This is a genomic window from Adhaeribacter swui (genome assembly GCF_014217805.1).
Classification (GTDB): Bacteria; Bacteroidota; Bacteroidia; order Cytophagales; family Hymenobacteraceae; genus Adhaeribacter; species Adhaeribacter swui.
This window is the reverse complement of sequence record NZ_CP055156.1, coordinates 4645758-4670583: the sequence shown is the minus strand read 5'-3', so window position 1 is coordinate 4670583 and position 24826 is coordinate 4645758. Positions and strand designations below refer to the sequence as shown.

At 41.0% G+C, this 24826-nt stretch carries 24 protein-coding genes; 15 read left to right on the top strand and 9 right to left on the bottom strand.

What is annotated here, in order from left to right; all coding sequences use genetic code 11:
• Positions 1-80: 80 nt before the first annotated feature.
• Both HUW51_RS19455 and HUW51_RS19450 read left to right on the top strand, forming a co-directional pair.
• The gene (locus HUW51_RS19455; RefSeq protein ID WP_185271293.1) at positions 81-1487 is read left to right on the top strand and encodes a sensor histidine kinase; all 1407 of its coding nucleotides are present in this window, start codon (positions 81-83) and stop codon (positions 1485-1487) included.
• A gap of 66 nt (positions 1488-1553) precedes the next feature.
• Positions 1554-3215: an FAD-dependent oxidoreductase gene (locus HUW51_RS19450; RefSeq protein WP_185271292.1), complete on the top strand. Its 1662-nt coding sequence runs from the start codon at positions 1554-1556 to the stop codon at positions 3213-3215.
• A gap of 734 nt (positions 3216-3949) precedes the next feature.
• Here the strand turns inward: HUW51_RS19450 and HUW51_RS19445 are convergent.
• Positions 3950-4930, bottom strand: a complete 981-nt coding sequence (locus HUW51_RS19445; RefSeq protein ID WP_228466755.1) for an SDR family NAD(P)-dependent oxidoreductase — start codon at positions 4928-4930, stop codon at positions 3950-3952.
• A 493-nt stretch (positions 4931-5423) separates the two neighbouring features.
• Between HUW51_RS19445 and HUW51_RS19440 the strand changes: the two genes are divergently transcribed.
• The 5 genes from HUW51_RS19440 (at position 5424) to HUW51_RS19420 (ending at position 10864) form a co-directional block, all read left to right on the top strand.
• Positions 5424-5993: a porin family protein gene (locus HUW51_RS19440; RefSeq protein ID WP_185271290.1), complete on the top strand. Its 570-nt coding sequence runs from the start codon at positions 5424-5426 to the stop codon at positions 5991-5993.
• A gap of 127 nt (positions 5994-6120) precedes the next feature.
• Complete coding sequence (locus HUW51_RS19435) at positions 6121-6711, top strand: RNA polymerase sigma-70 factor (RefSeq protein ID WP_228466753.1); 591 nt, start codon at positions 6121-6123, stop codon at positions 6709-6711.
• An 11-nt stretch (positions 6712-6722) separates the two neighbouring features.
• Positions 6723-7715, top strand: a complete 993-nt coding sequence (locus HUW51_RS19430; RefSeq protein ID WP_185271288.1) for a FecR family protein — start codon at positions 6723-6725, stop codon at positions 7713-7715.
• 12 nt (positions 7716-7727) lie between these two features.
• Entirely contained in the window at positions 7728-9566 is a 1839-nt protein-coding gene (locus HUW51_RS19425) for a carboxypeptidase-like regulatory domain-containing protein (RefSeq protein WP_185271287.1), read from the top strand.
• A 269-nt stretch (positions 9567-9835) separates the two neighbouring features.
• Complete coding sequence (locus tag HUW51_RS19420) at positions 9836-10864, top strand: hypothetical protein (RefSeq protein ID WP_185271286.1); 1029 nt, start codon at positions 9836-9838, stop codon at positions 10862-10864.
• Between the two features lie 189 nt (positions 10865-11053).
• Here HUW51_RS19420 and HUW51_RS19415 read toward each other — a convergent pair whose 3' ends face one another.
• The 4 genes from HUW51_RS19415 to HUW51_RS19400 form a co-directional block, all read right to left on the bottom strand.
• The gene (locus tag HUW51_RS19415; protein ID WP_185271285.1) at positions 11054-11314 is read right to left on the bottom strand and encodes a hypothetical protein; all 261 of its coding nucleotides are present in this window, start codon (positions 11312-11314) and stop codon (positions 11054-11056) included.
• Positions 11315-11402: 88 nt separating this feature from the next.
• Positions 11403-11630: a hypothetical protein gene (locus tag HUW51_RS19410; protein ID WP_185271284.1), complete on the bottom strand. Its 228-nt coding sequence runs from the start codon at positions 11628-11630 to the stop codon at positions 11403-11405.
• Positions 11631-11749: 119 nt separating this feature from the next.
• Positions 11750-11941 carry a cold-shock protein gene (locus tag HUW51_RS19405; RefSeq protein WP_185271283.1) on the bottom strand — a complete coding sequence of 64 codons (192 nt, stop codon included), beginning with the start codon at positions 11939-11941 and terminating at the stop codon, positions 11750-11752.
• 277 nt (positions 11942-12218) lie between these two features.
• A complete protein-coding gene (locus tag HUW51_RS19400) occupies positions 12219-13373 on the bottom strand; it encodes a YncE family protein (RefSeq protein WP_185271282.1) in 1155 nt (384 codons plus the stop codon).
• A 407-nt stretch (positions 13374-13780) separates the two neighbouring features.
• Between HUW51_RS19400 and HUW51_RS19395 the strand changes: the two genes are divergently transcribed.
• Positions 13781-14644 carry a DUF6371 domain-containing protein gene (locus HUW51_RS19395; RefSeq protein ID WP_185271281.1) on the top strand — a complete coding sequence of 288 codons (864 nt, stop codon included), beginning with the start codon at positions 13781-13783 and terminating at the stop codon, positions 14642-14644.
• Between the two features lie 562 nt (positions 14645-15206).
• Here HUW51_RS19395 and HUW51_RS19390 read toward each other — a convergent pair.
• Positions 15207-16157: an NADP-dependent oxidoreductase gene (locus tag HUW51_RS19390; RefSeq protein WP_185271280.1), complete on the bottom strand. Its 951-nt coding sequence runs from the start codon at positions 16155-16157 to the stop codon at positions 15207-15209.
• A 255-nt stretch (positions 16158-16412) separates the two neighbouring features.
• Between HUW51_RS19390 and HUW51_RS19385 the strand changes: the two genes are divergently transcribed.
• The 5 genes from HUW51_RS19385 to HUW51_RS19365 all read left to right on the top strand — a co-directional run bounded on the left by HUW51_RS19385 (position 16413) and on the right by HUW51_RS19365 (position 19776).
• Positions 16413-16640: a DUF7149 domain-containing protein gene (locus HUW51_RS19385; protein ID WP_449369435.1), complete on the top strand. Its 228-nt coding sequence runs from the start codon at positions 16413-16415 to the stop codon at positions 16638-16640.
• 133 nt (positions 16641-16773) lie between these two features.
• Positions 16774-16992, top strand: a complete 219-nt coding sequence (locus tag HUW51_RS19380) for a hypothetical protein (protein ID WP_185271278.1) — start codon at positions 16774-16776, stop codon at positions 16990-16992.
• Positions 16992-17369, top strand: coding sequence for an ATP-binding protein (locus tag HUW51_RS19375; RefSeq protein WP_185271277.1), 378 nt, complete (start codon positions 16992-16994; stop codon positions 17367-17369). Before HUW51_RS19380 ends, HUW51_RS19375 begins: the two co-directional genes overlap by 1 nt.
• Before the next feature lie 366 nt (positions 17370-17735).
• Positions 17736-19478 (top strand): hypothetical protein, encoded by a 1743-nt coding sequence (locus HUW51_RS19370; protein ID WP_185271276.1) that lies wholly within the window; start codon positions 17736-17738, stop codon positions 19476-19478.
• A gap of 103 nt (positions 19479-19581) precedes the next feature.
• Entirely contained in the window at positions 19582-19776 is a 195-nt protein-coding gene (locus HUW51_RS19365; protein WP_185271275.1) for a hypothetical protein, read from the top strand.
• 185 nt (positions 19777-19961) lie between these two features.
• On the opposite strand, the gene HUW51_RS19360 is transcribed toward HUW51_RS19365, so the two are convergent.
• Together HUW51_RS19360 and HUW51_RS19355 are read right to left on the bottom strand one after the other, a co-directional pair.
• The gene (locus tag HUW51_RS19360) at positions 19962-20858 is read right to left on the bottom strand and encodes a helix-turn-helix domain-containing protein (protein ID WP_185271274.1); all 897 of its coding nucleotides are present in this window, start codon (positions 20856-20858) and stop codon (positions 19962-19964) included.
• A gap of 300 nt (positions 20859-21158) precedes the next feature.
• On the bottom strand, positions 21159-22157 hold the full coding sequence (locus tag HUW51_RS19355) for an aldo/keto reductase (RefSeq protein ID WP_228467055.1): 999 nt from the start codon (positions 22155-22157) through the stop codon (positions 21159-21161).
• Positions 22158-22748: 591 nt separating this feature from the next.
• Here HUW51_RS19355 and HUW51_RS24795 point away from each other — a divergent pair.
• Both HUW51_RS24795 and HUW51_RS19350 read left to right on the top strand, forming a co-directional pair.
• Positions 22749-22871, top strand: a complete 123-nt coding sequence (locus tag HUW51_RS24795) for a hypothetical protein (RefSeq protein ID WP_262891294.1) — start codon at positions 22749-22751, stop codon at positions 22869-22871.
• A gap of 199 nt (positions 22872-23070) precedes the next feature.
• Positions 23071-23370 (top strand): hypothetical protein, encoded by a 300-nt coding sequence (locus HUW51_RS19350; RefSeq protein WP_228466752.1) that lies wholly within the window; start codon positions 23071-23073, stop codon positions 23368-23370.
• Positions 23371-23555: 185 nt separating this feature from the next.
• On the opposite strand, the gene HUW51_RS19345 is transcribed toward HUW51_RS19350, so the two are convergent.
• Positions 23556-24500: a manganese catalase family protein gene (locus HUW51_RS19345; protein ID WP_185271272.1), complete on the bottom strand. Its 945-nt coding sequence runs from the start codon at positions 24498-24500 to the stop codon at positions 23556-23558.
• Positions 24501-24826: the final 326 nt, after the last annotated feature.

Sequence of the window (24826 nt, the reverse complement as noted above, 5' to 3'; positions counted from 1 at the left end):
TTCACCCGCTTACTTGCCAATTCCAGAATTATCAATCAGTATTGTATTTTGTAGTATATTTATTAATATATCCTTGTTTTATGCAAAGTGCCACTACAGAATGGTTACAATCCATTGAAAGTTTAAAAGATGTTCCCCCGGATCAATTGCAATGGTGGTTAGATAACAGCGTGCACCGCGAAATGCCGGAAGGAAGCTTTTTATTTAAATTAGGCGAGCCCATTATTGGCACTTACGTCATCGTGCAAGGCCGGGTGCGCATGTGGTTGCAGCAAAAAAATAATACCCGTAAACTGGGCTATTTCGAGGTAAAAGATATCACGGGTTTTCTGCCTTTTTCGCGCGGAACTACCGCCAGTGCCAACGGTCAGGTAGAGGAAACTTTGCAGGTAATGATTTTTCCGGTGGAGAAGATGAAGGATTTAATTGTCCAGCATTACGAACTCACTCAGGCGCTGGTGCATATCATGACTTCGCGGGTGCGCGATTTTACTACCATGCAGCAGCAAAACGAAAAAATGATGGCTTTGGGCAAGTTATCGGCTGGTTTGGCGCACGAGTTAAACAATCCGGCTTCGGCGATTGTGCGGGGTTCTATTTCTTTAAAAAAACACTTGCAACTGGTACCCGATACATTTAAAAAAGTGATTGCGGTGCGCATGAGTCCGGAGGACGTAGATAAAGTAAACGATAAAATGTTTGCGGTATTAGGTCGTCCCGAAAAGCCAATTTTAACTTTAATGCAACGCACCGCCCTGGAAGACGAACTAGCCGAATGTCTAGAGGACATGAGCGTAGATAACAGCCAGGAACTTGCCGAAAATTTTATTGAGTTTGGCTTTACCTGCCAGGACATGACCGAGTTTTCGGAACTGATTCCGGCGGCTTACTTGTCGCCGATGTTAAACTGGATTAACAATAACCTGGTAACCGAAAAAATGGTAACCGATATTCAGGAAGCTTCGCAGCGCATCGAAAAACTGGTAAGCGCCATTAAAAACTTTACCCACATGGACCGCGACCGCGACAAAGAATACGTGGATATTCACGGGGGCATTAAAAACACCTTAACCATGCTGGGCCATAAGTTAAAAAAAGGCAACGTGCAACTGGTAGAAGAATATGACCTTACCCTGCCCCGCATTAACGCTTACGTGGGCGAATTAAACCAGGTCTGGACCAACTTAATTGATAATGCCCTGGATGCCCTAGATGGCGTTCCGAATGGCCGTCTCGACATTAAAACCAAACAAGTTAATTCGTTTCTGGAAGTTAGTATTACTGACAATGGCCCCGGCATTCCCGAAGAAATTAAAAACCGCATCTTCGACCCGTTTTTCACCACCAAAGATGTAGGCAAAGGTACCGGTTTAGGTTTAGACGTGGTAACCCGGATAGTACAGCAACATAACGGGCACATAAAATTTAATTCCCAGCCTGGGCAAACCACTTTTTGCGTGTATTTTCCGCTGAACGGCCAGGACTGAATTGTAAATTTTTAAAAATTTTAAATTTATCTTTATTCCCATCCCTTTTCTCAAACTTACGGTTTTATGAATGAGCCTATTATCTTTTCGATTGACGACGACGTTCAGGTTTTAAGGGCCCTGAACCGGGATTTAAAAGCGCAATACCGGAAAGAATACAAGATACTAAGTACCCCCTCGGTGCAGGAAGCACTGGACAGTTTGCTGGAATTAAAAAATAAAGGCGAAACCATTGCAATGTTTATTGCCGACCAACGCATGCCCGAAATGGACGGCGTTTCTTTTCTGGTAAAAGCTACCGAGTTTTACCCCGAAGCCAAACGCGTTTTACTTACCGCCTACTCCGATACCGATGCCGCCATTAAAGCCATAAACGAAGTGCGGCTGGATTATTATTTAATGAAACCCTGGGACCCACCGGAGGAAAAATTATACCCCGTTGTTGACGACTTGCTCGACGAGTGGCAACACCATTACCAACCCGATTTTAAAGGCATTAAACTCATAGGTTACCAGTTTTCGCCCAAGTCGCATACCATTAAAGAATTTCTGGCGGGCAACCTGATTCCGTACCAATGGTTGGATGTAGAAAGTAACAAAGATGCCAAGCAACTGCTGGAAATAAACCAAATTAAAACCAAAGAGTTACCGGCTGTTTTCTTTGAAGATGGTACCTTTCTGCAATCGCCTACCTTGCGCGACTTAGCCGGTAAAGTGGGTTTAACGCCCACTTTGAAAAACGATATTTACGATGTAGTTATCATTGGGGCCGGACCGGCGGGTTTAGCCGCTTCGGTTTACGGCGCCTCCGAAGGATTAAAAACTTTGCTCATTGAGCGGCACGCCCCGGGCGGACAAGCCGGTACCAGTTCCCGCATCGAAAATTATTTAGGTTTTCCGGCAGGCTTAAGCGGTTCTGATTTAACCCGCCGGGCCATTACCCAGGCTACCCGGTTTGGCACCGAGTTTTTATCGCCGCAAGATGTAAAAGCCATTCACGAAAAAGACGGTTATAAACGTGTGATGCTGGAGGGCGGCGAAGAAATAAATACCCGCACGGTGGTTATTACTACCGGCGTAGATTACCGCAAATTGGAAACCAAAGGCGTAGAAGATTTTACTGGCGCCGGCATTTATTATGGTGCCGCCATGACTGAAGCTGCCTCCTGCACCGACAAAGAAGTGTACATTGTGGGTGGCGGTAATTCGGCGGGACAAGCAGCCATGTATCTATCGAAATTTGCTCGCAACGTGTACATTGTTATCCGCAAAGAAGATCTTACATCTTCCATGTCGTCGTACCTGATTGACCAGATTAGCGGTACGGCCAACATTCAGGTACTGGGCAAAACCGAGATAAAAGAAGCAATGGGCAACGGAAAATTAGAGCAGGTAAAAATTGGCCCGATTAATAACCCCGAAAGCGAAACCAAACAAGCCGATGCTCTTTACATTTTTATTGGTTCCCGGCCTTATACCGATTGGATTGGACAAGAAATTATCCGCAACGAAAAAGGCTTTATCGAAACCGGGCGCGACGCCAAGCGCTACGATGCTTTTAACAAAATCTGGAAGTTAAAACGCGATCCCTACTTACTCGAAACCAGCGCCCACGGCATTTTTGCCGCCGGCGACGTGCGCGCCAACGCCATGAATCGGGTTGCTTCGGCAGTAGGTGAAGGCAGCATGGCAATTAGCTTTGTGCATAAGTATTTAGCGGAAGTTTAGTAATTTTATTTTCTCAAAAAGGTGAATTTTTTAAAAATTCACCTTTTTTAATTTTTTGCTATATAGATGTCCATATCGTTAATGTCCTTTAGAGTTTGCCCCCATATACTGGCCACCCCTTTCTCTGGCTCTTTCTCTGGCGCAAGTTTTCAAACTTGTGCCTTCATATAAAGTAAAGTCTCCGACTTTACTCCGGCCATAAGCTGGAACCCGTGTCGGCTGAAGCAAGCTGCTTAAAAGAATTTTTAGTAATTTCATTCTTTAGAAAAATTTAAGTGCTTTTTCTACCGTACTTACTTGGAGCCTTTGCAAGTCTCCAGGCTGCAGGGCTATCTAGCTTGCTAGCTACAAGTTTTTCCTCGTGGCCGGCGGGCCTCGTTTGGCTCTCTCGCACTCGCTAGACTCTCTTTCCTCGCTCCGCTGCGGAATTTTGCTCCGCAAAACCGGAACCCTAGCAGGTGCTCAATAGCCAAACTGGAATCTTTGCGCTTAGCAACGGCTTTTCTGATTCCTGGAATTTACAATTGTTGTGCTTAGAGTTAGTGCAGTGCTCTAAGTACTTTGGGGCTGCCAATCAGAGATTGGCTGTCCGGAAAATGCGGAGAGACCGCTGGTGCGGTCTCTCCGCATAACGACAGTTAAAGCATAATCCACTACCAAATTTTTAAATTTCTACTTTTCTGAACAAGATTATTCTGGCTAGTATATATAGAATTTTTTAAATTTTTTACTTATTAAGCTTTTTTCCTTTTGCGCATTTTCTTCTCTTCCTTCATACGCTTGCGTACGCCATCGTCTACGCCGTGGCCAGCTTCCATGGCCTGGTATACCGAACCGGAGGTAGGTTCTTGCGGAGGTGCGGTTTTAATTTGATAACGGTGCACAATGTTAGCGGCAATGCGTTCAGTGAAGTGCGGGAATAAATGATGCGAGATCCAGGTACCGCGGGCTTTCCAACCGACCGGGATTTCTTTGCGCGGCCGCAGACTCATCCGGATTACCGCCTTTACTACTTTTTGGGGCGGGTCCATAGCGGCCATGCGGGCCGTACCCCCGCTGTAGTTGGCGGCGTGGCGCCAGAAAGGCGTATCAACTGCCCAGGGTTCTACAGTTACTACTTTAATGTTCTTATGTCCGCTAAGGCGTAATTCCTGATTTAAAGCCTGATCAAAATTTAAAATTGCGCCTTTGGTAGACGCATACGTAGCATGGTACGCCAGCGGGTTTTCGCTTTCAATCGAGCCCAGGTTGATGAGTGTACCGTAGCCCTGCGTCCGGAACTGCTTGATGGCAGCATAACTTCCGTAAATCACACCTTTCAGGTTAATATCCACTATGGCCGCCTGGTCGGATAATGGAATTTCCCAGAAACGGCCAATACCTCCTACACCAGCCATGTTAATCCAAACATCTACTTTATTGTACTGTTGCAGGGCCGTGGCCATAAGTTGTTCTACTTGTTCGGGTTTGCTGATGTCCGTGGTAACTACCAGGGCGGTGCCACCGGCCGCTCGAATATTGGTAGCAATTTCTTCGAGTAAATCGGTGCGGCGGGCGGCCAGCACTACGTTGGCTTTGTATGCCCCCAGCTGCTCGGCAACTCCCCTACCAAACCCGCTGGAAGCCCCGACAATCACAAAAGTTTTGCCCGCCGTCTTTTTCTGCCCCGCCGAACCCAGCTTGGAAGTAGCGCATCCGCCCAGTAATAAACCCAAAAAGATGAGCCCACTTGTTAAGACCGAATATTTAGAGAATACAAATTTGTAGTTTGCGGATGATGAAACAAAAAGAAGAATTTGTTTTAAAATGAAGGTTAATTTTTTTATCCGGAGAAAATGGTAACCTGGCCTAAAATATTGCGGAAGCAGCCATTTTTTAAAATTTAGTAAAAGTTGGTAAATAGGTGTCATGAGTGGAATAGTAAGTAAAAGTTTGTATTGGGGCTAAAAACTGCTCGTTCGCCAGCCTCTCCTTTCACGACACAAGCCCGGAATAGTTATACGTAAGTACAAATACGCAGCCCATCCAAACCTAAGACTTACCTAAAATTCACGTTTATCCTCCTTCATACATCAGGCAAATTCCACTTCTGGTTTACTGCACCATTTCCCGAATTTTAAAATAATTTTAAAACCGCGTAGGGGTAAAGTTTTACTTGGTTGTCATGGTTTCAGAAAACACAAAAAACTAATCTTAAAAAAAGAAAGCATGAAAAAAGCACTTTTTCTATCGTTATTGGCTTTGTTGGTATTGAGTCTTACCACGGTAAAAGCCCAAACCTCCGGATTTAATGTCGGCATTAAAGCCGGGGTGAACTACACCAAAATGCCCGCCGATCTAAACGAAGTAAGCAACGAAAGCGGCAAAGCCGGGTACACCGTTGGTATTTTTGCCCGAATGGGCGATGCATTGTTCATTCAGCCGGAAGTTAATTTTACCACGGTGGCAAGCAAATATGCCATTACGTCCCAGTCGTACCATCCTAAAATAAAACAGGTAAACGTACCGGTGTTGGTGGGCTACAAACTAATTAATTCGGATGCGCTAAATTTCCGGGTAGCTGTTGGCCCCGACTTTGGCTATACGCTAAACAAACCAGATGCGCCTGCGGGCTTTGACTACAAAAGAGTTAACGTCGGCGGCGCCATAAATGCCGGAATTGATATCGGGAACATTACTTTGGATGCTCGTTACAGCCGCGGTTTTACCAATATCAACAAAGACCTGGATGCCAAAGCCAATACTTACTCGCTGGCCGTCGGTTTTAAAATTTTCTAATCAGCTTTTTAATTTTCCGGAAAAGGTTATTACCTCCACCAATAACCTTTTCCGGTTGCTATCTGATGCTTCTGTATCGTGGGCATGATAAAATAAAATATATTTGATGCTAAGTAATTGTCTTGTAGTGGAACGCACCGAATTTACAAATGCCGAACTAATCGGGTTGTTAATAGAAGGCGATGAATTGGCTTTTGAACAAGTGTTTAAAACCCATTTCAAAGCGCTGCATGCCTATGCCTTCACCATCGTGAAAGATCAGGAAACAGCCGAAGAAATTGTACAAGCCTTGTTTTTACGGCTCTGGGAAAAGAAAGAAACCCTGGATTTGCAAACCAACCTGAAAGCGTATTTGTACCGCTCGGTTTACAACGATAGCCTGAACTACCTGAAGCACCAGAAAGTAAAATTAAAATACCAGAACCACCAGGTTTACCAGATGAAAAACGAATCCGACAACGCCGCCAACCGGGTGCAGTTAAGCGAGCTGGAAAACCAGTTGCAACGTGCCCTTACCGAACTGCCCGAACAATGCCGTACTATTTTTCAGTTGAGCCGTTTCGAAGAACTAAAATACCAGGAAATTGCCGATCACCTGAACTTATCGATTAAAACCGTGGAAAACCAAATGGGCAAAGCATTAAAATTATTACGCTTAAAACTGGTAGATTTTCTGCCTTTAATTTTAATGCTGTTGAGTAACCATATTACATTTTAGATTAGAGGGCCATGAACGACGAGTTGCTGACAAAATACCTGCTGGGCGAAACCACTCCCGAAGAAAATACTAACATTACGCAATGGCTGGCGCTGAGCGAGGATAACAAAAAGAAATTTGCCCATTTTAAACTAATTTGGGATACCAGTAAACAACTGGCTTTAAAAAGTACCGTGAATGAACACGAAGCCTGGCAACGGTTTAAGCAAAAAAGAGCGCAACAAGAACCCCCGGAAGCCGTTATTCGCCCAATAGCGGTGCCTAAAACCAGTAGCTTTAACTGGCTGCAGGTAGCGGCGGTTATACTGTTTGTATCCGTGGGTGCCTGGGCTACCTATTTAATGTTTTCCCGGCAAAACCAAGTATCGTACGCTCAAATAAATTTAAAAACTACCCAAAATACTTTAATCGATACTCTACCCGATGGTTCAGTAATCACCCTGAATAAAAACAGCCAGTTTAGCTACCCAGAGCAATTTACAGGAAACTCCCGGGAAGTAGCATTACTCGAGGGAGAAGCTTTTTTTAACGTTACTCCCGATAAAGCCAAGCCATTTCGGGTAAAAGTAAACGAAGTAACCGTACAAGTGGTAGGCACCTCGTTTAACGTAAAAACCAGTCCCCAAGCTACCGAAGTAATTGTGGAAACTGGTAAGGTACAGGTTAGCAAGCAAGCCCAAGCGGTGAGTTTAACGCCGAAAGAAATGGTGGTGGTACATGCCGGCGAGGCGAAACTAATCAAAGCTAAAACTACAGATCAATTATATACTTATTACCGCAGCAAGAAATTTATAGCCAACAATACGCCTCTGTGGCGGTTGATTGAAGTAATGAATGAAGCATACAACGCCAACATTGTAATTGCCCGAAAAGAGTTGCGCGACGTGCCGCTTACCAGTACCTTTATTTTTGAAAATCAATCGCTCCAAGACAACCTGAACGTTATTAGCCAAACGGTTGGCTTACAGGTTGAAAAAAGAGGCGATGAGATTATTTTGAAATAATTACCTTTGTACATGGCAAAACCAAACAGATTATTTCTGCTTATATCGGCATTATGGTTTGTTTTTGCTTTTGCCCAGAATACTTCAGCCCAAAATAATTTAGCACGTCGGGTTTCGGTAAATGTGCAGCAACAAAGGCTGGCCGATGCCCTGGATGAATTAAGCCGACAAGGCAATTTTTACTTTTCTTACAACAGCAACATTATTCCGGAAGACAGCCTGGTTACGGTAGTGGCGCAGAACCAAAGCATCCGTGATGTGCTGGATGAAATATTACCCGGTTACTTTGAGTATAAAGAAGCGCCACGCTACGTTATTTTAAGACCGGCTCCATACCAGTTACTTTTAAAAACCGATAAAATTCAGGAGAAGAAACACGGCTATATTATCAGCGGCCACGTGGTAGATGCCCAAACCGGCGCTCAAATTTCTGGCGCCAGCATTTACGAAAAACGCTTGTTGCTTTCTACTTTAAGCGACGCAGATGGATTTTTTAAAATTAAGGCAAAAACCCAGGATCACAGCCTGGCACTAACCGTAACCAAAGAACTTTATCAGGAAATTACTGTAAACATTCTGTCATCGGTAACCATTACGCCGGGTAATAATAATGCTTTTGGCTATGATCCGGAGGAATCCAGGCAGGTAGAACGAACCGGTTTTGGCCGTTTTCTAATTTCTTCCCGGCAACGCATCCAAAGCCTGAATTTGTCGGGCTTTTTTGCGAATAGTCCATTTCAGGCTTCTTTAACCCCCGGCTTAAGTTCGCACGGCATGCTCAGCAGCCAGGTAGTCAATAAGTTTTCGCTGAACGTTTTAGGGGGATATACCGCCGGGGTAAATGGCGTTGAATGGGCTGGCGCGTTTAACATTAATAAAAAAAACGCGCAGTTCATGCAGGCTGCCGGCTTGTTTAACATGGTGGGCGGCAACATGCGTGGAGTTCAGTTTGCTGGCCTAAGCAACACCGTTTTGCACGACGTAAACGGCGTACAAGCCGCCGGTTTGTTTAATCGCTCTAAAGGCACCCATACCGGCGTGCAAGCCGCGGGCTTAATAAATACAGCAAGTAAAACAGTAAACGGGGCTCAAATTGCCGGAATAAGTAATTACAGCAAAAGCCAGTTGCAGGGCATACAAGTAGCCGGCTTGTTAAACATCGTTAACCAGGATATAAAAGGCTGGCAAATTGCCGGATTGGGTAATATTTCCAGAAAAAACCTACAAGGCACCCAAATAGGCGGACTTGCAAATATTAGCCACGGTGAAATACACGGAATTCAAATTGCCGGATTGTATAACTACGCCAAAAAACTACGCGGGCTGCAGGTAGGTATCGTAAATAAAGCCGACTCTTCCGCGGGTATCAGTTTGGGAATTTTAAATTTTATTAAAGGCGGTTACCGCAAAGTTTCGTTGTCGGCCAATGAGCTAACCAATACCAATATTTCTTTAAAAACCGGCAATGCTACCTTATACAGCATTATTAGTGCGGGCGTACATGTAGCTCCGGCTACCTCCAAACGGTATAATCTGGAATTTGGCTTAGGCCATGATTTTTTGCTCAGCAAGCGTTTTGCTTTATCTACCGAATTAACTTCGGTAAATATGTACTTCCGGAACCAAGACAAATTTTACGATTTCATCCGGACCAAGGCCAAGCTGCAGGTAAACTGCGGCAAGAAAATTAGTGTATTTGCAGGCCCTACTTTCTCGCTTTTTACCAACTCCAACAAATTAACTCCTGCCGAATTCAGCCAAAATTTACCGCCTAAAAATTACCCAACCATTTCGTTTAGTTCCGATGTAAAAGGCTGGCTGGGATGGGAAACTGGTATTTCTTTGTTTTAGGATTTTTAAATTTTTAAAAATTTAAAAATCTGCTTTTTACTGAAGCATTATTTCCTTTCATGAATACCCGCCAGCTTAAGCTGGCGGCAATGCAATGCATTTTAAATGGGCAGCGATGGCTTCTGGCAAGCAGCTTTGTTTTAAACCAGATACAAAACAGCTTTGTAGTTAATAACTATTTAAAATAAAGTAAAAAGAATTAACAAGAGTGCATAGGGGTAAAAGCGTGGGTAGTTGTCATGATTAAAACTTACAAAACAACTACCCTTATGATTTCTTCTAAATTAAAAACCAGTAACCGTACTTCTATTTTTGTTTGCTTTAAAACTTTCCTGAGTATTTTATTTTTAGCGGCCGCTTTGGTGGCCCAAGGGCAAACAAACGAGCAACGTTCTATTCACGTGGGTTTGTTTTACCCGATCAGCAACCACGGAGTACAGGCTGCCCAATACACCAACGTGTTTTCTTTAAACGCCATTGCGGGAGTATCGCGCGCCGAAAAAGGTTTAACCATTGGGGGCGTAACGAACGTAATAAAAGAAAATGCCTCTGGTTTTCAAATTGCCGGCGTATCGAACCATTTGGGTGGTAGCTCTAGAGGTTTACTAATAGCAGGCGTAGTCAATACTTATGATAGCGCCGCTGGTTTTCAGGTGGCTGGTTTAACTAATATTGCTCGCAACCGGGTAAAAGGCGCGCAATTGGCCGGATTAATTAATACTGCCGAAACGGTGGATGGCGTGCAGATTGCCGGTTTAGTAAATAAAGCTAAAAAGGTAAAAGGCGTGCAACTGGCGGGCTTGGTAAACATAGCCGATAGCAGCGACTACCCGATTGGCATCATTAATATTATTAAAAACGGCGAAAAAAGCGTGGGCATCAGCATCGACGAAACCCTTACAACTTTAGCTACTTTCCGGTCGGGTGGCCGGGTGCTGTACGGTATCCTCGGGGTAGGTTATAATTTTAAAAATTCAGATGATAAATACGCTTTGGAAGGAGGTATTGGCGCCCACATCGGCAAAGGAAAACGGTTCCGGGTAAATGCCGAAGCGGTAACAGTAAACTTAAGCGATTTTAAAAAAGGCAATTACTCCCGCTCGGCCCTACGCCTGATGCCCGCTTTTAAAATCAGTCCGAACCTGGAAATATTTGCCGGCCCCAGCGTTAACTTTATTCAAACAAACACACCCGATGGAAAAAGCCTGACGGAGCATTACATCTGGGACCACACTTCCGGTAACAACCTGAAAGCGCTTTATGTAGGCGGCACGGGTGGTTTGCAATGGATATGGTAACCTCCCAATTTAAATGCTATTATCTGGTAAATTTTTAAAAAATCACTAAAATGCCAGGTGCATAAATCGTGCACCTGGCTTTTGTCTATCCAAAATCAGTCTGATTTTTAAATTTTTTATTTTATGATAAGGGATGCAATAAAAATTAATCCATAGGTGAAGTTATCGTGGACTTACCTGGAATTAAACTTAATAGGCAATTGCTTTCAGGTAGTTTAATCCTTTTTGAGTAACCAGGTATTTTTCCTGCCGCGACCTTCGTTTGTCGAGTAAATTGGTTTTTAAATACCGGTTAGACAGCAAGGCCCCAATGTAGCGGGTGTAATTAACCGGATTACAATCCAGATTAATATGTGTCAGGATTTCTTCCCGGTCGTGGGCCAGTAAGCAAAACTCCAGAATTTCTTTTTTAACATCTTCTAAGGCCAAGATACCTTGTTTTTCTTCCATAACAACTGGTTTTTGTAATACCACACCCTAAACTAAATAGCTAATTCAGCTAAACTCCTCCTATTTTCAACTATTGATTTAACTGCTACTAGCCTTGAAGTTTGTAGTTAGTGCCGTTACGAATCCATTTTTCAAAAAAAGAATTGTCGTTGTATTCGCCGGAAAGTAATTCAAAATCGGGACGGTCTTTTTCCGGTCGGGAATCTAAAAATTGCGGGAGAAACTTTTCGTTGTTGGGTGTCCAGTCACTTCCTTTTTGCAAAGCCACGCATAAATACTCCCGAGTAGTGCTATCTACTAAATATCTTCTGTTCATGTATTTGTTTTTTAATTAAATTCCGTTGCATTACTATTTTATCTTAAACGGTTGATGAAAAGAGTAAAATAAAAAAGCCTTACCGTGGGTAAGGCTTTTGTTTATTCTTATGGATTAGACTAAGCTAACTTCACATTTATGGCGTTTGGTCCTTTTTTACCTTCTTGCAAATCAAAAGTAACCTGGTCGTTTTCTCTGATGTCTTGTAATAAGCCCGAAACGTGGACAAAATAATCCTGATCTGAATCTGCTCCTTTGATGAACCCAAATCCCTTCAGGTTATTAAAAAATTTTACTGTTCCGTTATTCATATAATATTGTTATATACTTACTACAGGTATTTAGCCATTAAGGTTCATTTCTTTTTTTCAATGGCAACTTAAAAATGTACCATAACTCCCTTATTAAGTTTGTAAAACACTCTTGTGGAGTGGTATACCCGGTTTAGCTAGCCGTGAAACTTTTTTAAAAATTATTTATTTCAATTTACTGCAGTGGTTAATTAGTGCCATCAACTATAAAAACGACTTACTACCAGATAGCTATTTTGGAAACGCTCTGACTGAATCCATTCTGAATTTTAATTTTTTAAAAATCGGGCTTCCGGGTAGTGGCCCGGCCAATGCCGAACTGGTCGCCAGCTTTTACGGCTTTGTTGTTAACCAGGTGCACTTCCACCATTTTCTCACTGGACACGTTGTTGTAATTTTCGTCTTGCAGGGTAAGTAAAGTTTTACGGGTTTTTACGTCGATTACTTCGCCACTAGATGGGTAAGCGTATTTGCCGTCCATACTGAAGGTGATCCAGCCGGGCATGTCTTGCAGGGGAATGGTGGTAAGCTGCTGGTACGGCGGCGTGGCGCTAAAAACGTGCAGGCGCATGTTATGGCCATCGGCAAGCCAGATTTCTTTTTCGTCGGGGGTTAAGCCAATGCCGTGGCTGGGATTGCCGTGGCGCCGCACGGGCCCTTTGTTCCAACCTTCTACCACTTTGCGTTCGAGCAATTTACCGGTTTTTAAATCGCCTACTTCAAAGCCCAGCAAACTATCTACCGTAACAAAGGCCAGCGTTTCGGTGCTATTAATGGTAAACGGACGGATGCCGCGGCCAAACGGACCTACTTTTTTCACGATGGTATGGGTTTTGGTATCGGCTACGTGCAGCAAAGGCGAGGCAATATCGGCGAGGTAAGCGTATTTGCCCGAAGGCCCGTAAATGGTATTATGCGCCCGGCCCACTACTTCTATTTTTTTTAAAATATTACCCGTTTCGCAATCCACCACATTCCAGAACGTATTTTCCAGCGAAGGTAAGTACATAATTTTACCGTCCGGCGAAATGGCCATGCGGTCGGCGCCACCCACGTACGGTTTTTCCCAGATAATTTTGTCGGTAGTTAAATCGATGCGTTGCACCGATTGCAGGGTACTCACGTAAATGCTGTTGAGCGGCACACTTACGGCTACGCCTTTCACGTTGGAGGGCTTCCCATTTTCCCGCAATCCTTTTGTTTTAATGCGTTTTACGAATTGATGGTTGTTATCCATATCAAAGACCAGGATGCCGTGTCCGCCGTAACCCAGGTAATCGCGGATGCCCGGCACGGCCACGTACAAGTAGCGCCCGGTACCCGGCGCTTTTTTATCTGCGTTAAGCGCTGGGGTTGCGTTGGGCTTCCAGGCCAGAATGCTTAATACCAAAGCGCAACAGCAAACTGTTAAAATCCATAACTTGGCTTTCATACGATTCTAATTTTAAGTACGCATTAGCCTGTAATGTAATAAAATAACGCGTGCTTCTCCTGCAGTGGGTAGGGTTTATCTGCTAAAATTTTAAAAATTTACTGAGCCAAATCACGCCTCTTCTATTCTCTTCTGTTTACAGTCTATCGCGAGGGTCCTCGCTCGTAATGCTTATGTTCGGCCTCTGGCCGGTTGGAATTCTGTTGCTGATTTGCTTTTTATTCTAGTATATCGGTTTGTCTGGCCAGAGGAACTACCGGCTAGTTGCCACGAGCGAAGACGCCCGCGCCAGCTTTGATATAAAAAATTAATGGGACTGGTTGAGTAGAATAACTTTTATCTTTTATGCTATTATCCTACCGGGTTCCAGGAGAATTGCTTACTATTACTTAACGAATGAGAAGGTTATGATTTTTAAATTTGTGCAGTCGAACCGGTATAAGGTAGCTCCTACCTGCCCGTGCGGAAAGAATAACCGGGACGGTAAATTTTCGCCTATTATCCTGGATGGTGTACCTAACCCGGCATTCGGACACTGCCACAGTTGCGGCCAAAATTTTTTCCCAAACACCTCTGCTCAGGAAAATTTTGTACTTCCGGTTTTTACGCCTACGCCTAAAAAGCCCTTGCAAATAATCAGCGCGGACTTAGTGAAGCAAACTTTAAAAAGTTACGCACACAATAATTTTGCCGTTTGGCTGCAAACCAAATACCCCACTACCGCCGATTACTTACTGCAGTATTTTTCGATTGGCACCACCAAAGCCGGCGGTACTATTTTCTGGTACCAGGACAAAGCCGGTAATTACCGCAAACCCAAACGCATTTACTACAAGCCCGATGGGCACCGGGTAAAAGCCAGCGAAGACGAAGCCCGCAGTAAACCTAGCCCATTGGTATTTACCAACCAGGAAGGTTACGAATATTGCTTATTCGGGGAATTTCAGTTGGCGCAATATCCGGCTACGGCCAAGATAGTAATGGTTGAAAGTGAAAAATCGGCCATTATCGGGCACGTGCATTTTCCGGACTTTATCTGGGTAGCTACCGGTGGGGCAGTTAGTTTAAAAAAAGAAAAAGCGGCCGTACTACAAGGCCGCAAAGTGATGATTATACCGGATATGCACCAAACCGGCCGCGAAGGAGCTTTGCGCATGCAAACTATTTTAAAAGAGGTAGGCTGCCGCACCCGCATCATCGAGATAGATAAACACCGCGAAGATGGCGACGATATTGCCGATATTCTGGTGCGGCGCGCCAATATGAAATAGATTCAGTTAGTTTTAGTTTTAAAAAGGACTACCTCAAACATACGGGTTTAATCGTTATTTCCTCCCCCACCCCCTCAAAAGGGGACAATGAGTTCTGAATGTATCCATATCGCGAGCGTCCACGCTCGTGATGATTATCGTCCGGCCTCTGGCCGGTAGGAAATTCTTGCTGATTTGCTTTTTATTCTAGTATATCGGTTCGCCCGGCCAGAGGCCTACCACATGGTAGCCACGAGCGAGGACGCTCGCGCCATCTTTCCGAACTTCCAAAAGGGAATTTTTACTAATTTTTAAAATTATTGATAAAATTAACGTGTGTTCGATGTAAGCACTAATTTTAAATACAGAAAAAATTCATAGCTGTGTTAACAAGACAAAATTCTATTTTTCTGGATCTTGCTGTCCATTTAAGTCATCCTGCAAGAACTCGAAGAATTCCGGAAAGATCTAACCAGTAGGTAACCGATTAGGTTCTTCCGGAATGACGTGCTTAGAGAAGGATAGCGTTTAATTCTTTTTTTATCTCGAACTCACGTTAAAATTAGTTCTAACAACTTTTCGTTTACGGCACAATCACAATCTTGCCGGTAGTATGCTTCGTTTGAATTTGATTTAAAGCTTCGGCGGTTTGGTCCAGAGTAAACGTTTTACTTACGTGTACCTTTAATTTTCCCTGATCGGCTAATTCGCGCATGTGCTCCAATTGGGTGCTATTGGGTTCCACGAACACGTATTGAAAATCAATATCTGGGTCCAGGCCTTCGCCGTGGTGCAGAATGGAAACCAGTTTGCCTTTGGATTTCAGGGCCGATAAACTTTGCTGCAAGGTATCGCCGCTGGCGCAGTCAAAAATTAAATCTACCCCTTCGGGTACTAACGCTTTTACGGCAGCCCCAATATCGCCCTGGCTGTAGTCGATCGTATGATCGGCGCCCAGTTCTTGCATAAAATCGTGGTTTTTGGCGCTGGCTACTCCAATTACCCGCGCGCCTTTGGCTTTGGCTAACTGAATACCCAAACTACCTACTCCCCCGGAAGCTCCCAATATCAACACGGTTTGATTTGCTTGCAGCTTACCTACATCGAACATAGACTGGTAAGCCGTAAGCCCGACCAGCGGAATGCCGGCAGCTTCTTCAAAAGACAGTTTTTCGGGTTTGTGCGCCAGATAACTCTCCGGAATAACAATGTACTCGGCAAATGTTCCGTACTGCACCATGGGTCGTCGGGCATAGGCGTAGACGGCATCGCCAACCGCAAACCGGCGGGCACTAAAACCCCGGTCTTCTACCGTGCCGGCCATGTCCCAGCCCGGTATAATCGGGAAAGTATAAGGTAGGTAATTTTTTAAATAACCTTCCCGCACAGCGGCATCCACCGGGTTAACGCCGGCCGCCTTTAAACGGACCAATACCTCGCCTTCTTTTATTTCCGGAATGGCCGTGCTGCGAATCTGAATTTTATCGGCCCCGCCAAACTCCTCGTAAACCGCCGCTTTCATCTGTCTTTCCATGGTATTTTATTATAAGTGTTTGGGATTTATACCGACTCAGGTGGAAAGAGTTTACGAATGGAGAATTAAAAATTAATAAAAATGACAGCAATACTTAACTAAACTCAGCTACTATTTATCCCTAATAAGTAATCGGCACTTAGGTTACTGATTATTTTCAACCATATAGCATTTAATAGTCATTTTAAGCTGGAGCTTGCACCAAGCAATGATATTATTATTTATATTGTAGCTTCCAGCTTGTACCAAGCTTACATGATTACCTCCTCTTCGCTTTCTATTAAACAAAGTCTGAATAAAGCTTACTGCCTAATCAAAACTAATAGCGCCATCATGGAGGCATCAAAAACCAATTTGGTGCATTTGCTCAGCCAGAAAGACGAGAAGGAAAGCAAAGAAAATTATAAAATCCATTTAATGAATTTGCTGAATAATACTTTTTACAACCCCGATCACCTGGTACTTCACTGGAAAAGCAGCTAAATGAATTGTTTTATCAACTTTATGAGCTTACGCCGGAGGAGATTGCTATTGTAATTGCTATTGTAGAGGGGAGTTAACCGATTAAATATTTATACTTACTTAATAAATAGTTAAAATAAAAAAATATATAATTATGAAAAATTTCGAATTTGAACCGTCTGATTCACAAGAGGAAAATCTTGAGTCTTTTTTTGCATTCGCTATTGAAAAGAATCCTATACTTGGTCAGATCTTATATAATAATAAAGAATTGTTGCTCCAATTTGAAAATGATCTCTCTAACCCTAAAAAGTTAGAAATAAGAACAAAAATCACTAAAGAAGTTCAAGAAGCCCTTAATACAAAAAGTTAATGAAAAGGTATTTTTTATCTTCAATTGAAATTGAGGGTTTCAGAGGAATTAATAATGAACTTTCTCCATTGAAGATTAAAATAGATGATAAAAAGGTGCATTCTATTTTTGCACCTAATGCTTCTGGGAAAAGCTCCATATACGATGCATTAAGTTATGCCCTTAAAGATGAAATACCAAGACTTAAGGCTTTACATTCTAAAGAAAAGTCAGAGGATTATTATATCAATAAATTTCATTCAACAGGTAACTCAATTATTAATTTATGCTTTAAACCTGACGATTCATCCCAAATTATTAATGTTCAAATTAGAAAGGATAGAACAGGTGGATACTCAATAACTTCTCCCGAAGAATCAAATATCAAAGAATTTTAAAATTCTTTAAACCATGATGGGCTATTAGTTGATTATAACATATTCCGCTCTTTTATTGATAACAAACCACTTGAAAGGGGAAGAGCATTTTCTTCTTTAATTGGACTTTCCAAAATATCAGCATTAAAACAAAGTCTTGATACATTAAATAGGAATATTAAAACGGATTTTAACTTTGAAAATTTAAATACCAAACTAAATAATACAAGGAATAGATATAAAACTATAGCAGAAGAAATTACATCATTATTAGAGAAATTAGAATTACAAGATGTTGATTATAATGATTTAGCTACTTTAGAGAAAAAAGCTATTTTAATTTTAAGGAGTATTCCCATATTAGAAAAAATTCTTATTGAAGAGGAGTTGCTAAAAGTAAATTTTGACCTTCTCATAGCTACATTAAAGGAGGCAGAAGGTGGAAAAACACAGAATGAATTGGTTGAAAAAAATAAACGAAAAGAAAGCCTCGCTTTACTACAAAGTAAAAATTCAACTGCTGAATTTGAAGAACTATCTAAAATTGGCGAATTGATTAAGGCAAAAGATGAATTAATAGTTTCAACTTTAGGAAAAGAGTTTAATACCCTATATAATACAGCAAAAGACATTTTTGAAAAATCAAATCTGCAAAAAGATACGTGCCCGTTATGTGATTCTTCCGATTTAATATTTGACGGCAATAAATCTTTATATGATGTAATTATTAACAAGCTAAAAGATTTTGAAGAAATAAAGCAATTGAATCTACAAATTAAAAAACAGTGGAATGTATTTTCTGGAAAGCAACGAATCATAAGTATCGGTTTATATTTAGAAAATAATAAGAACATAAACTTATATACAGAGGCTGAAAGACTAATAAGCTCAGAATCTATTAATAAAGAAGAGTACAATAAGCTAGTTAGCTATCTAATTGAAACAGATAAAAAAGTTTCTGAAGAGCAAAATAAGTTATTTGAAGAAGTAGAAAACTTAAAAGCGAAGCTTCCTGCATCAATTTCAGAAACTTTTGAGAAAATAAATAATGTAAAGCAACTTGTTTTTAAAATTAAACAGCTAGTTGAAGTAACAGAAGAGGGTAAAGAATTAAAAAAACAAGTGGTTAAAATAAAACAGTGGCAAGATTATCTTTCTAACCTTACACAACAAATTTCAAGTGCAGAGACAAAGTTAAATCAAACTATTTGTGTTGATATTGAAAGTAATACCAGAAATTATTTTAGTAAAATAATTAATAACAATAATATAGTACCCAGTTTAACTAGAGCTGTAAAATCTCAGGACCTTGACCTTGAACTGGAGACTTTCTTTAACACCGATAATTTAAACGCTACTCCCTTACTCTCTGAATCCTATAGAAACGCATTAGCAATTTCTATCTTTTTAGCTTCATTAATGAGGAGCAAGCATAAAGCTAAATTTGTAGTTTTTGATGATATATGTTCAAGTTTTGATGCGGGGAATCAATTAAGCTTAATGAACTTGTTATATAATGAAATTTCAACTGCTTTTAATCCCGATGGTTTACAGATAATTATTCTTAGCCATGATGGTCTCTTAAGGAAATATTTTAATTCACAATCATCTCAACCAGAAAGTAAATGGAGAAGTATTGAATTACAAGGATTAGCGCCACATGGAAAAGTTCTTATAATTAATAATGAAAATGAGCAATTAAAAACTACAATTATTAACCAATTAAATTTTGGCAACATCAATATTGCAACTCCATTAATGAGGCAGTATTTGGAATATGTATCACTAGATATAATTAGAAAGCTTAGAATACCAGTTCCTTTTGATATGGCCTTAAAAGAAGATACCAGAACAATTAGCGAATGTTTAAACGCAATTCAAGCCCATATTAAATTAACAAAATTAGCAAACATTTGTATTCTTGATGCAAATCAGACTCTTGCAGTACAAACAACAATTATTCCTTCTATTCTTGGAAATTGGTTAAGCCATTTTGAAACTAATTCAATTATGAGTTTAAATTCTTCAACCTTATTAGGCTTTATGAGTCAGATTGATTCATTTTATGATTGTTTTAAATATGACAAAGATGGAAGTAAATGTTTTTACAAATCCTTAATTCAAAAGTAGAATATTTAGTCTTTAATACATTTTGAATATATTTTTTTATTAATTAATAATTACATTATTAATCTTGGATTTTATTTTAAATACACAACAAACAACCATGTGAATGGTCAGAGGAGGGAATGATGCTTCTCTGGTTGATTATTTTTTAACGAAGAACTTAGAAGCCATTAGGTGGAACCAGGTAGGTGATTTAACTCAGTTTAAAGATTTAGAAAGCCTTAAGACCAAACTGCAAGTAGCTAATGCGGAGTATAAAATAGGCAAAATAAACAACCTTCCTAGCCAGAACATTTTATGACGCGCGTCTAACGCAGTATAACGCGCACAAAAGTTATTTTGGAAATAATTATATTTAAATAGTTTTTAATCTGAAACTAAAACCTAGTCTACAGCAGAGAACATTCAAGTTTTGCATAAACTGCATTAAAAGCGCGCTAGTAAATGCATAAAGTCTGAACTTAAGCGTCTTTCATCGATTAGTATTCAGTTAAATGTCTGTCGAAACTCCAGGGGCGACATGTTCGTTTTCTTCTTAAAAAGCGTACTGAACGATTGTGCATGTTCAAAGCCCAGGGCATAGGCTATTTCGCTGACCGATAAGTTGGTAGTGGATAGCCTTTCTTTTGCTTTCTGGATCAATTTCTCGTGAATGTGTTGTTGGGTGTTTTGCCCGGTATGCACCCGCAGCATATCGCTCAGGTAGTTGGGCGAAAGGTTCATGCGTTCAGCAATATACTGCACGGTTAACAAGCCTTGTTCGGCGGTATCGTTGGCAGTAAAGTACTCGTTAATTAATTGCTCGAATTTAGTAAGAAGCTGGTGGTTGTTGTTTTTACGGGTAATAAACTGGCGCTCGTAAAAACGGTTAGAATAGTTGAGCAGTAAATCAATCTGCGATAAAATAATTTCCTGGGTGTGCCGGTCGATGTGCGCACATTCTTTGTTAATCTTATTTAAAATGGTAATCAGATCGTCCTCTTCTTCTTCGGAAAGATGCAGGGCCTCGTTTACGGCGTAAGAGAAAAAGCCATATTGATGTATGGTGCTGGCCAAAGTATGTTTCAGCAAAAAATCCGGATGAAAAATAAGCAGGTAGCCCGAGCCGCATTCCATATTCTGCAAATCCAAAGATTGTACCTGGTTAGGGGCTGTAAAGCTTAATACGCCCTTGTCGTAATCGTAGTGCTGCTGCCCGTATTTAATTTTTCCTTTTGCTTCTCGTTTTAGGGCAACGCAGTAAAATTGGTTTACAAAACCTTGCCACACCTCATCTTCCAAAAAAATGCATTCGTTCAAATTTATCACGCTTACCAGTGGGTGCCGGGGTGCCGGCAAAGACAATAACCGGTGAAATTCGGAAATAGATTTAATGGCGTTCATAAAACGATAGTAATTAAGGAAAGAGACATTAGTATTTAGATATTAGATGTTAGACTTTTTGTGATTAAGTAATTGAATAATCAAAATTTTGATAAAAGTTCTAATTATTCAACTATGTTAGAGTGCTTTTGTTTAATTACTTAACAACGGATGCTACTAAAAAAAATCATTTAAGCTTTAACCAGATTGACAGTATTTACCTCCGTGTAATCTACAATCCTTTAGACTTATTACTTTGTGTAACATGAGTTAATAAGAAATGTAAACGGCTGCATTAATAAATGCAGCCGTTTTAAAAAATTAATCAATCAGCCCCATGCTGAATTCATCGTAGGGTTTACCGGTATCAGTACCTAGCGGCACAATACTTTCTAATTTAGATAAGTCAGATTCGGTAAGTTGGATAGTGGTAGCCGCTATGTTTTCTTCTACATATTTCCGGCGTTTGGTGCCCGGAATAGGAACAATGCCTTTGCTTATGACCCAAGCCAAGGCCAACTGCGAGGAAGTAACATTTTTTTCTGCGGCCATAGTCTCGATTGCTTTAACCAACTCCAGGTTTTTATAAAAGTGCTCTTCCTGAAAACGGGGAATTGACCGGCGAAAATCGTTTTCCGGTAAATCATTGATGCTCCGGATTTGCCCCGATAAAAACCCGCGACCTAGGGGTGAGTAAGCAACAAAGCCTATTCCCAAGTCCTGAAGGGTTTGCAAAACGCCGCGTTCTTCCACGGTGCGCTCAAACAAGGAATATTCGCTTTGCACTGCCGTAACCGGGTGAACGGCATGGGCTCTTTTCACGGTTTCGGAAGATACCTCTGATAAGCCGATATACCCTACTTTACCTTCTTTTACCAAATCGCTCATGGCTTGAACCGTTTCCTCGATAGGCGTGGATTTATCCAGACGGTGCATGTAATATAAGTCAATATAATCGGTGTTGAGGTTTTTGAGAGAACGCTCCAAAGCTTTTTTTACATATTCTTTTTTACCGTTAATAGCCCAGGTTATTTTATCGTTATCATCTATTTCCCAACCAAATTTGGTAGCAATAATGTATTTGTCCCGGTTGCCTTTAATGGCTTTGGCAATAAGCCGCTCGTTTTTTAAGGGCCCATATAGGTCGGCGGTGTCCAGAAAGTTGCCGCCTAATTCCAATGATCGGTGAATGGTAGCCATGGCTTCCTGCTCATCTGCTTCGCCATACGTGTTAGCTTCTTCAAAGCCGGTCATACCCATACACCCTAAACCAATAACCGGAACCGATAAACCCTGATTTCCTAATTTTATTTTTTGCATTTCCATAGTGTTTAATTTTACAATTCAAAATTAACTAAGCCGGTAAAGCTGGCTGTATGCAAAACCCTGTAACTTGTTTGCAAATCGGGGGTTTACGAATAGATAAGTACCTGGACAAAATTAATTTTACAATACTTGGTTTCGATTTTAATGTAACAAGTAATTGAATTTTAGTTATTTACCTACGCAAAGTCTAACATCTAATATCTAGATACTTGTGTCTCTTTACTTTGTATATTGTGCTTAAAAATTTTACGGGTCAATTTAAAAGTCATAGCTATTTCTACATCTTTAAACTAACCATATAGCTATACCTATTTTAAAAAAATTATTTTTTCGGAGTATTAACCTAATAAAAACTAACGTTTTGGGTGTGTTTACATTCTTATTCCTGGTGTAGGTGTGTTGCTAAAAGGAAAAGGAGGAACCACTTGGTAAAATAGTGCTGGCCAAAGTTGTTTATGATAAAAACGCGAACCTTAATTTTATTGAAAAAATTTGCTGGCCGTTGTAAATACTGAATCAAATACAATCTGCCCTTATTGCCTGATTATTCGTATATTTATTTTTTACCTTAAAATAGCAACTTACATGCGGGAAATACAATTGGTGGTTACTTCGAGACCGATGAAAGAAATTCCGGAAGATGAAGATTTTAACTATTGGTTATCGCGCCCGATAGCAGAACGTTTACGGGCCGTAACGTTACTGTAAGTCAATCGGTAAAGCCGGGTCAACGCTTAGATAAATCAATAATACTTACCAGAAAGTTAAAGGCCTCTTAAAACATAGAGTTATTACCAGACTTCCGGGATTTTATCTCGCTCTTAAATCAATATAAAGTAGAATATTTGATAGTAGGCGGCTAAGGCACACCGGCGACCTGGATATCTGGATTAACATTTCGGATAGAATGGTAAATGTACTGCAAGCTTTTGGCGTAGGTTCATTAGGTTTAAGTCAGGCTGATTTCCTGAAAAAAGGTTATGTGAGCCAGATTGGTTACCTACCTTTACGGATTGATATTTTAAATTCAATTGATGGTGTTTCTTTTACCGAAGCTTACCCAAATAAGCAAACTATTAAACTTGAAGACCTGGAAATAAGCTTTATTGGATTACAAGATATGATTACCAATAAAGAATCATCAGCAAGAAGCCAGGACTTAACAGATTTACAACAATTAACCAAGCTTTCTAATAATAAAAAGTAACCAAGGCTTAATTGGAAGCACACTATGGTGCGGTAGTTAAAAGTAAGCTTTCCGCTAAATAATTAAAAAATAAAAGCTTGCCAGGTTAAACCTAACAAGCTTCTGCATTAGCTTAGTAATAAAAGATAACTTTAAATTTAAGGGTTTATTTTATCCAACTAAGTAGGTTAAAATAACCCGGAACGTTATTTAGAATCTTCTCCGTCGTAATTGCTCCATTGCGCTACCCCTTTTGGTTCGGCACTGGTAATTTCGGCACTTTTGGTTTTACTTAACTCTTTGTTTAGTTTTTCAGTTAACTTCATTTCCTTTTCAATGCCTTTCTCCCGATTCTGCAATCCCGTAGTTTCTTTCACGTGCGCCAGCGGGTCGGCTATATAATCCCAGGATTTACCGGTTTTGGGCATTTCGCCTTCATTCCAGGGGCCACGGGCACTTTCGCCTTGCGACAAGTTAAAGTACTGGTTGGTAAAACGCGGGTCGGCTTGTAATACTCCGGGCGGGTAGTTTGGTTTAATAGTTTCTAAAGCCGCCTGAAACATTTCAAAATGGGCTACTTCCCGGGTCATTAAAAAAGAGAGGGTTTCTTTTACGTAAGGGTCATCGGTAAATTGCATTAAATACTCGTACACCAGCTTGGCCCTGGATTCGGAAGCAATATTGGAGCGCAAATCTACGGTTAAGTCGCCGTTAGAATGAATATAGGAAGCGCACCATGGAATGCCCTGGCTGTTGGTAAGGCGGGGTCCGCCGGCACTAAGGGTGCCAAATTGCGGGTTAGTCAAAGCCTGGTGAATAATATTTTCTTTGGCCGCTTTCCCGTTCATCACTTCCATAATTTCAGATTGATCGGCAGCATCTTTTAACTCGCCGTTTACGCCTTTAAGTAGCATCTGGATAGTTGCCCCTACAATTTCCAAATGGCTAAATTCTTCTGTGGCAATATCCATCAGCATATCATACTTATCCGGATAAGGCATTTTAGCTGCAAAAGCTTGGGTAAAATATTGCATGGCTGCCGCCAGTTCACCGTTTTCGCCGCCAAATTGTTCCAATAATAATGTTGCAAACCGAGGATCTGGCTTAGATACACGGGCATTAAATTGTAAGTCTTTTACGTGATGAAACATAGCTTATTTAATTTGATTTCTGCTATACGCAAACGGGCACCTTTATAAATAGTTCGGAAATTTTAGTTATAACCTTACACTCAACTAAATAAATTTAATAACCGGATTTAATAACAGAACATGCGTTCGAGAGAAGAAAAACACCCATAAACAGTAAGCTCCTCTTCTTTAATGCTGTTATAATGGAAGAATTAGGCGGGAAACTCGGCAGTTTTATTTTTTGCTGATACAGGGCAGGTATGTTTTTTTCTGGTTAGCGCTTCTATCGAATTCATAATAACCATCCTCCTGCACCCCGACCATTTTAGTTCCGTTACCTGCGCCTC

What these genes read in the sequence shown, in the direction of transcription:
- HUW51_RS19365 (WP_185271275.1), top strand. Translation starts at nt 19,582, where the DNA reads ATGGTCAGAGGAGGGAATGATGCTTCTCTGGTTGATTATTTTTTAACG.
- HUW51_RS19390 (WP_185271280.1), bottom strand. Translation starts at nt 16,157, where the DNA reads ATGGAAAGACAGATGAAAGCGGCGGTTTACGAGGAGTTTGGCGGGGCC.
- HUW51_RS19385 (WP_449369435.1), top strand. Translation starts at nt 16,413, where the DNA reads ATGATTACCTCCTCTTCGCTTTCTATTAAACAAAGTCTGAATAAAGCT.
- HUW51_RS19425 (WP_185271287.1), top strand. Translation starts at nt 7,728, where the DNA reads ATGGCAAAACCAAACAGATTATTTCTGCTTATATCGGCATTATGGTTT.
- HUW51_RS19450 (WP_185271292.1), top strand. Translation starts at nt 1,554, where the DNA reads ATGAATGAGCCTATTATCTTTTCGATTGACGACGACGTTCAGGTTTTA.
- HUW51_RS19420 (WP_185271286.1), top strand. Translation starts at nt 9,836, where the DNA reads ATGATTTCTTCTAAATTAAAAACCAGTAACCGTACTTCTATTTTTGTT.
- HUW51_RS19375 (WP_185271277.1), top strand. Translation starts at nt 16,992, where the DNA reads ATGAAAAGGTATTTTTTATCTTCAATTGAAATTGAGGGTTTCAGAGGA.
- HUW51_RS19410 (WP_185271284.1), bottom strand. Translation starts at nt 11,630, where the DNA reads ATGAACAGAAGATATTTAGTAGATAGCACTACTCGGGAGTATTTATGC.
- HUW51_RS24795 (WP_262891294.1), top strand. Translation starts at nt 22,749, where the DNA reads ATGCGGGAAATACAATTGGTGGTTACTTCGAGACCGATGAAAGAAATT.
- HUW51_RS19430 (WP_185271288.1), top strand. Translation starts at nt 6,723, where the DNA reads ATGAACGACGAGTTGCTGACAAAATACCTGCTGGGCGAAACCACTCCC.
- HUW51_RS19455 (WP_185271293.1), top strand. Translation starts at nt 81, where the DNA reads ATGCAAAGTGCCACTACAGAATGGTTACAATCCATTGAAAGTTTAAAA.
- HUW51_RS19380 (WP_185271278.1), top strand. Translation starts at nt 16,774, where the DNA reads ATGAAAAATTTCGAATTTGAACCGTCTGATTCACAAGAGGAAAATCTT.
- HUW51_RS19355 (WP_228467055.1), bottom strand. Translation starts at nt 22,157, where the DNA reads ATGCAAAAAATAAAATTAGGAAATCAGGGTTTATCGGTTCCGGTTATT.
- HUW51_RS19395 (WP_185271281.1), top strand. Translation starts at nt 13,781, where the DNA reads ATGATTTTTAAATTTGTGCAGTCGAACCGGTATAAGGTAGCTCCTACC.
- HUW51_RS19360 (WP_185271274.1), bottom strand. Translation starts at nt 20,858, where the DNA reads ATGAACGCCATTAAATCTATTTCCGAATTTCACCGGTTATTGTCTTTG.
- HUW51_RS19350 (WP_228466752.1), top strand. Translation starts at nt 23,071, where the DNA reads ATGGTAAATGTACTGCAAGCTTTTGGCGTAGGTTCATTAGGTTTAAGT.
- HUW51_RS19405 (WP_185271283.1), bottom strand. Translation starts at nt 11,941, where the DNA reads ATGAATAACGGAACAGTAAAATTTTTTAATAACCTGAAGGGATTTGGG.
- HUW51_RS19345 (WP_185271272.1), bottom strand. Translation starts at nt 24,500, where the DNA reads ATGTTTCATCACGTAAAAGACTTACAATTTAATGCCCGTGTATCTAAG.
- HUW51_RS19440 (WP_185271290.1), top strand. Translation starts at nt 5,424, where the DNA reads ATGAAAAAAGCACTTTTTCTATCGTTATTGGCTTTGTTGGTATTGAGT.
- HUW51_RS19400 (WP_185271282.1), bottom strand. Translation starts at nt 13,373, where the DNA reads ATGAAAGCCAAGTTATGGATTTTAACAGTTTGCTGTTGCGCTTTGGTA.
- HUW51_RS19415 (WP_185271285.1), bottom strand. Translation starts at nt 11,314, where the DNA reads ATGGAAGAAAAACAAGGTATCTTGGCCTTAGAAGATGTTAAAAAAGAA.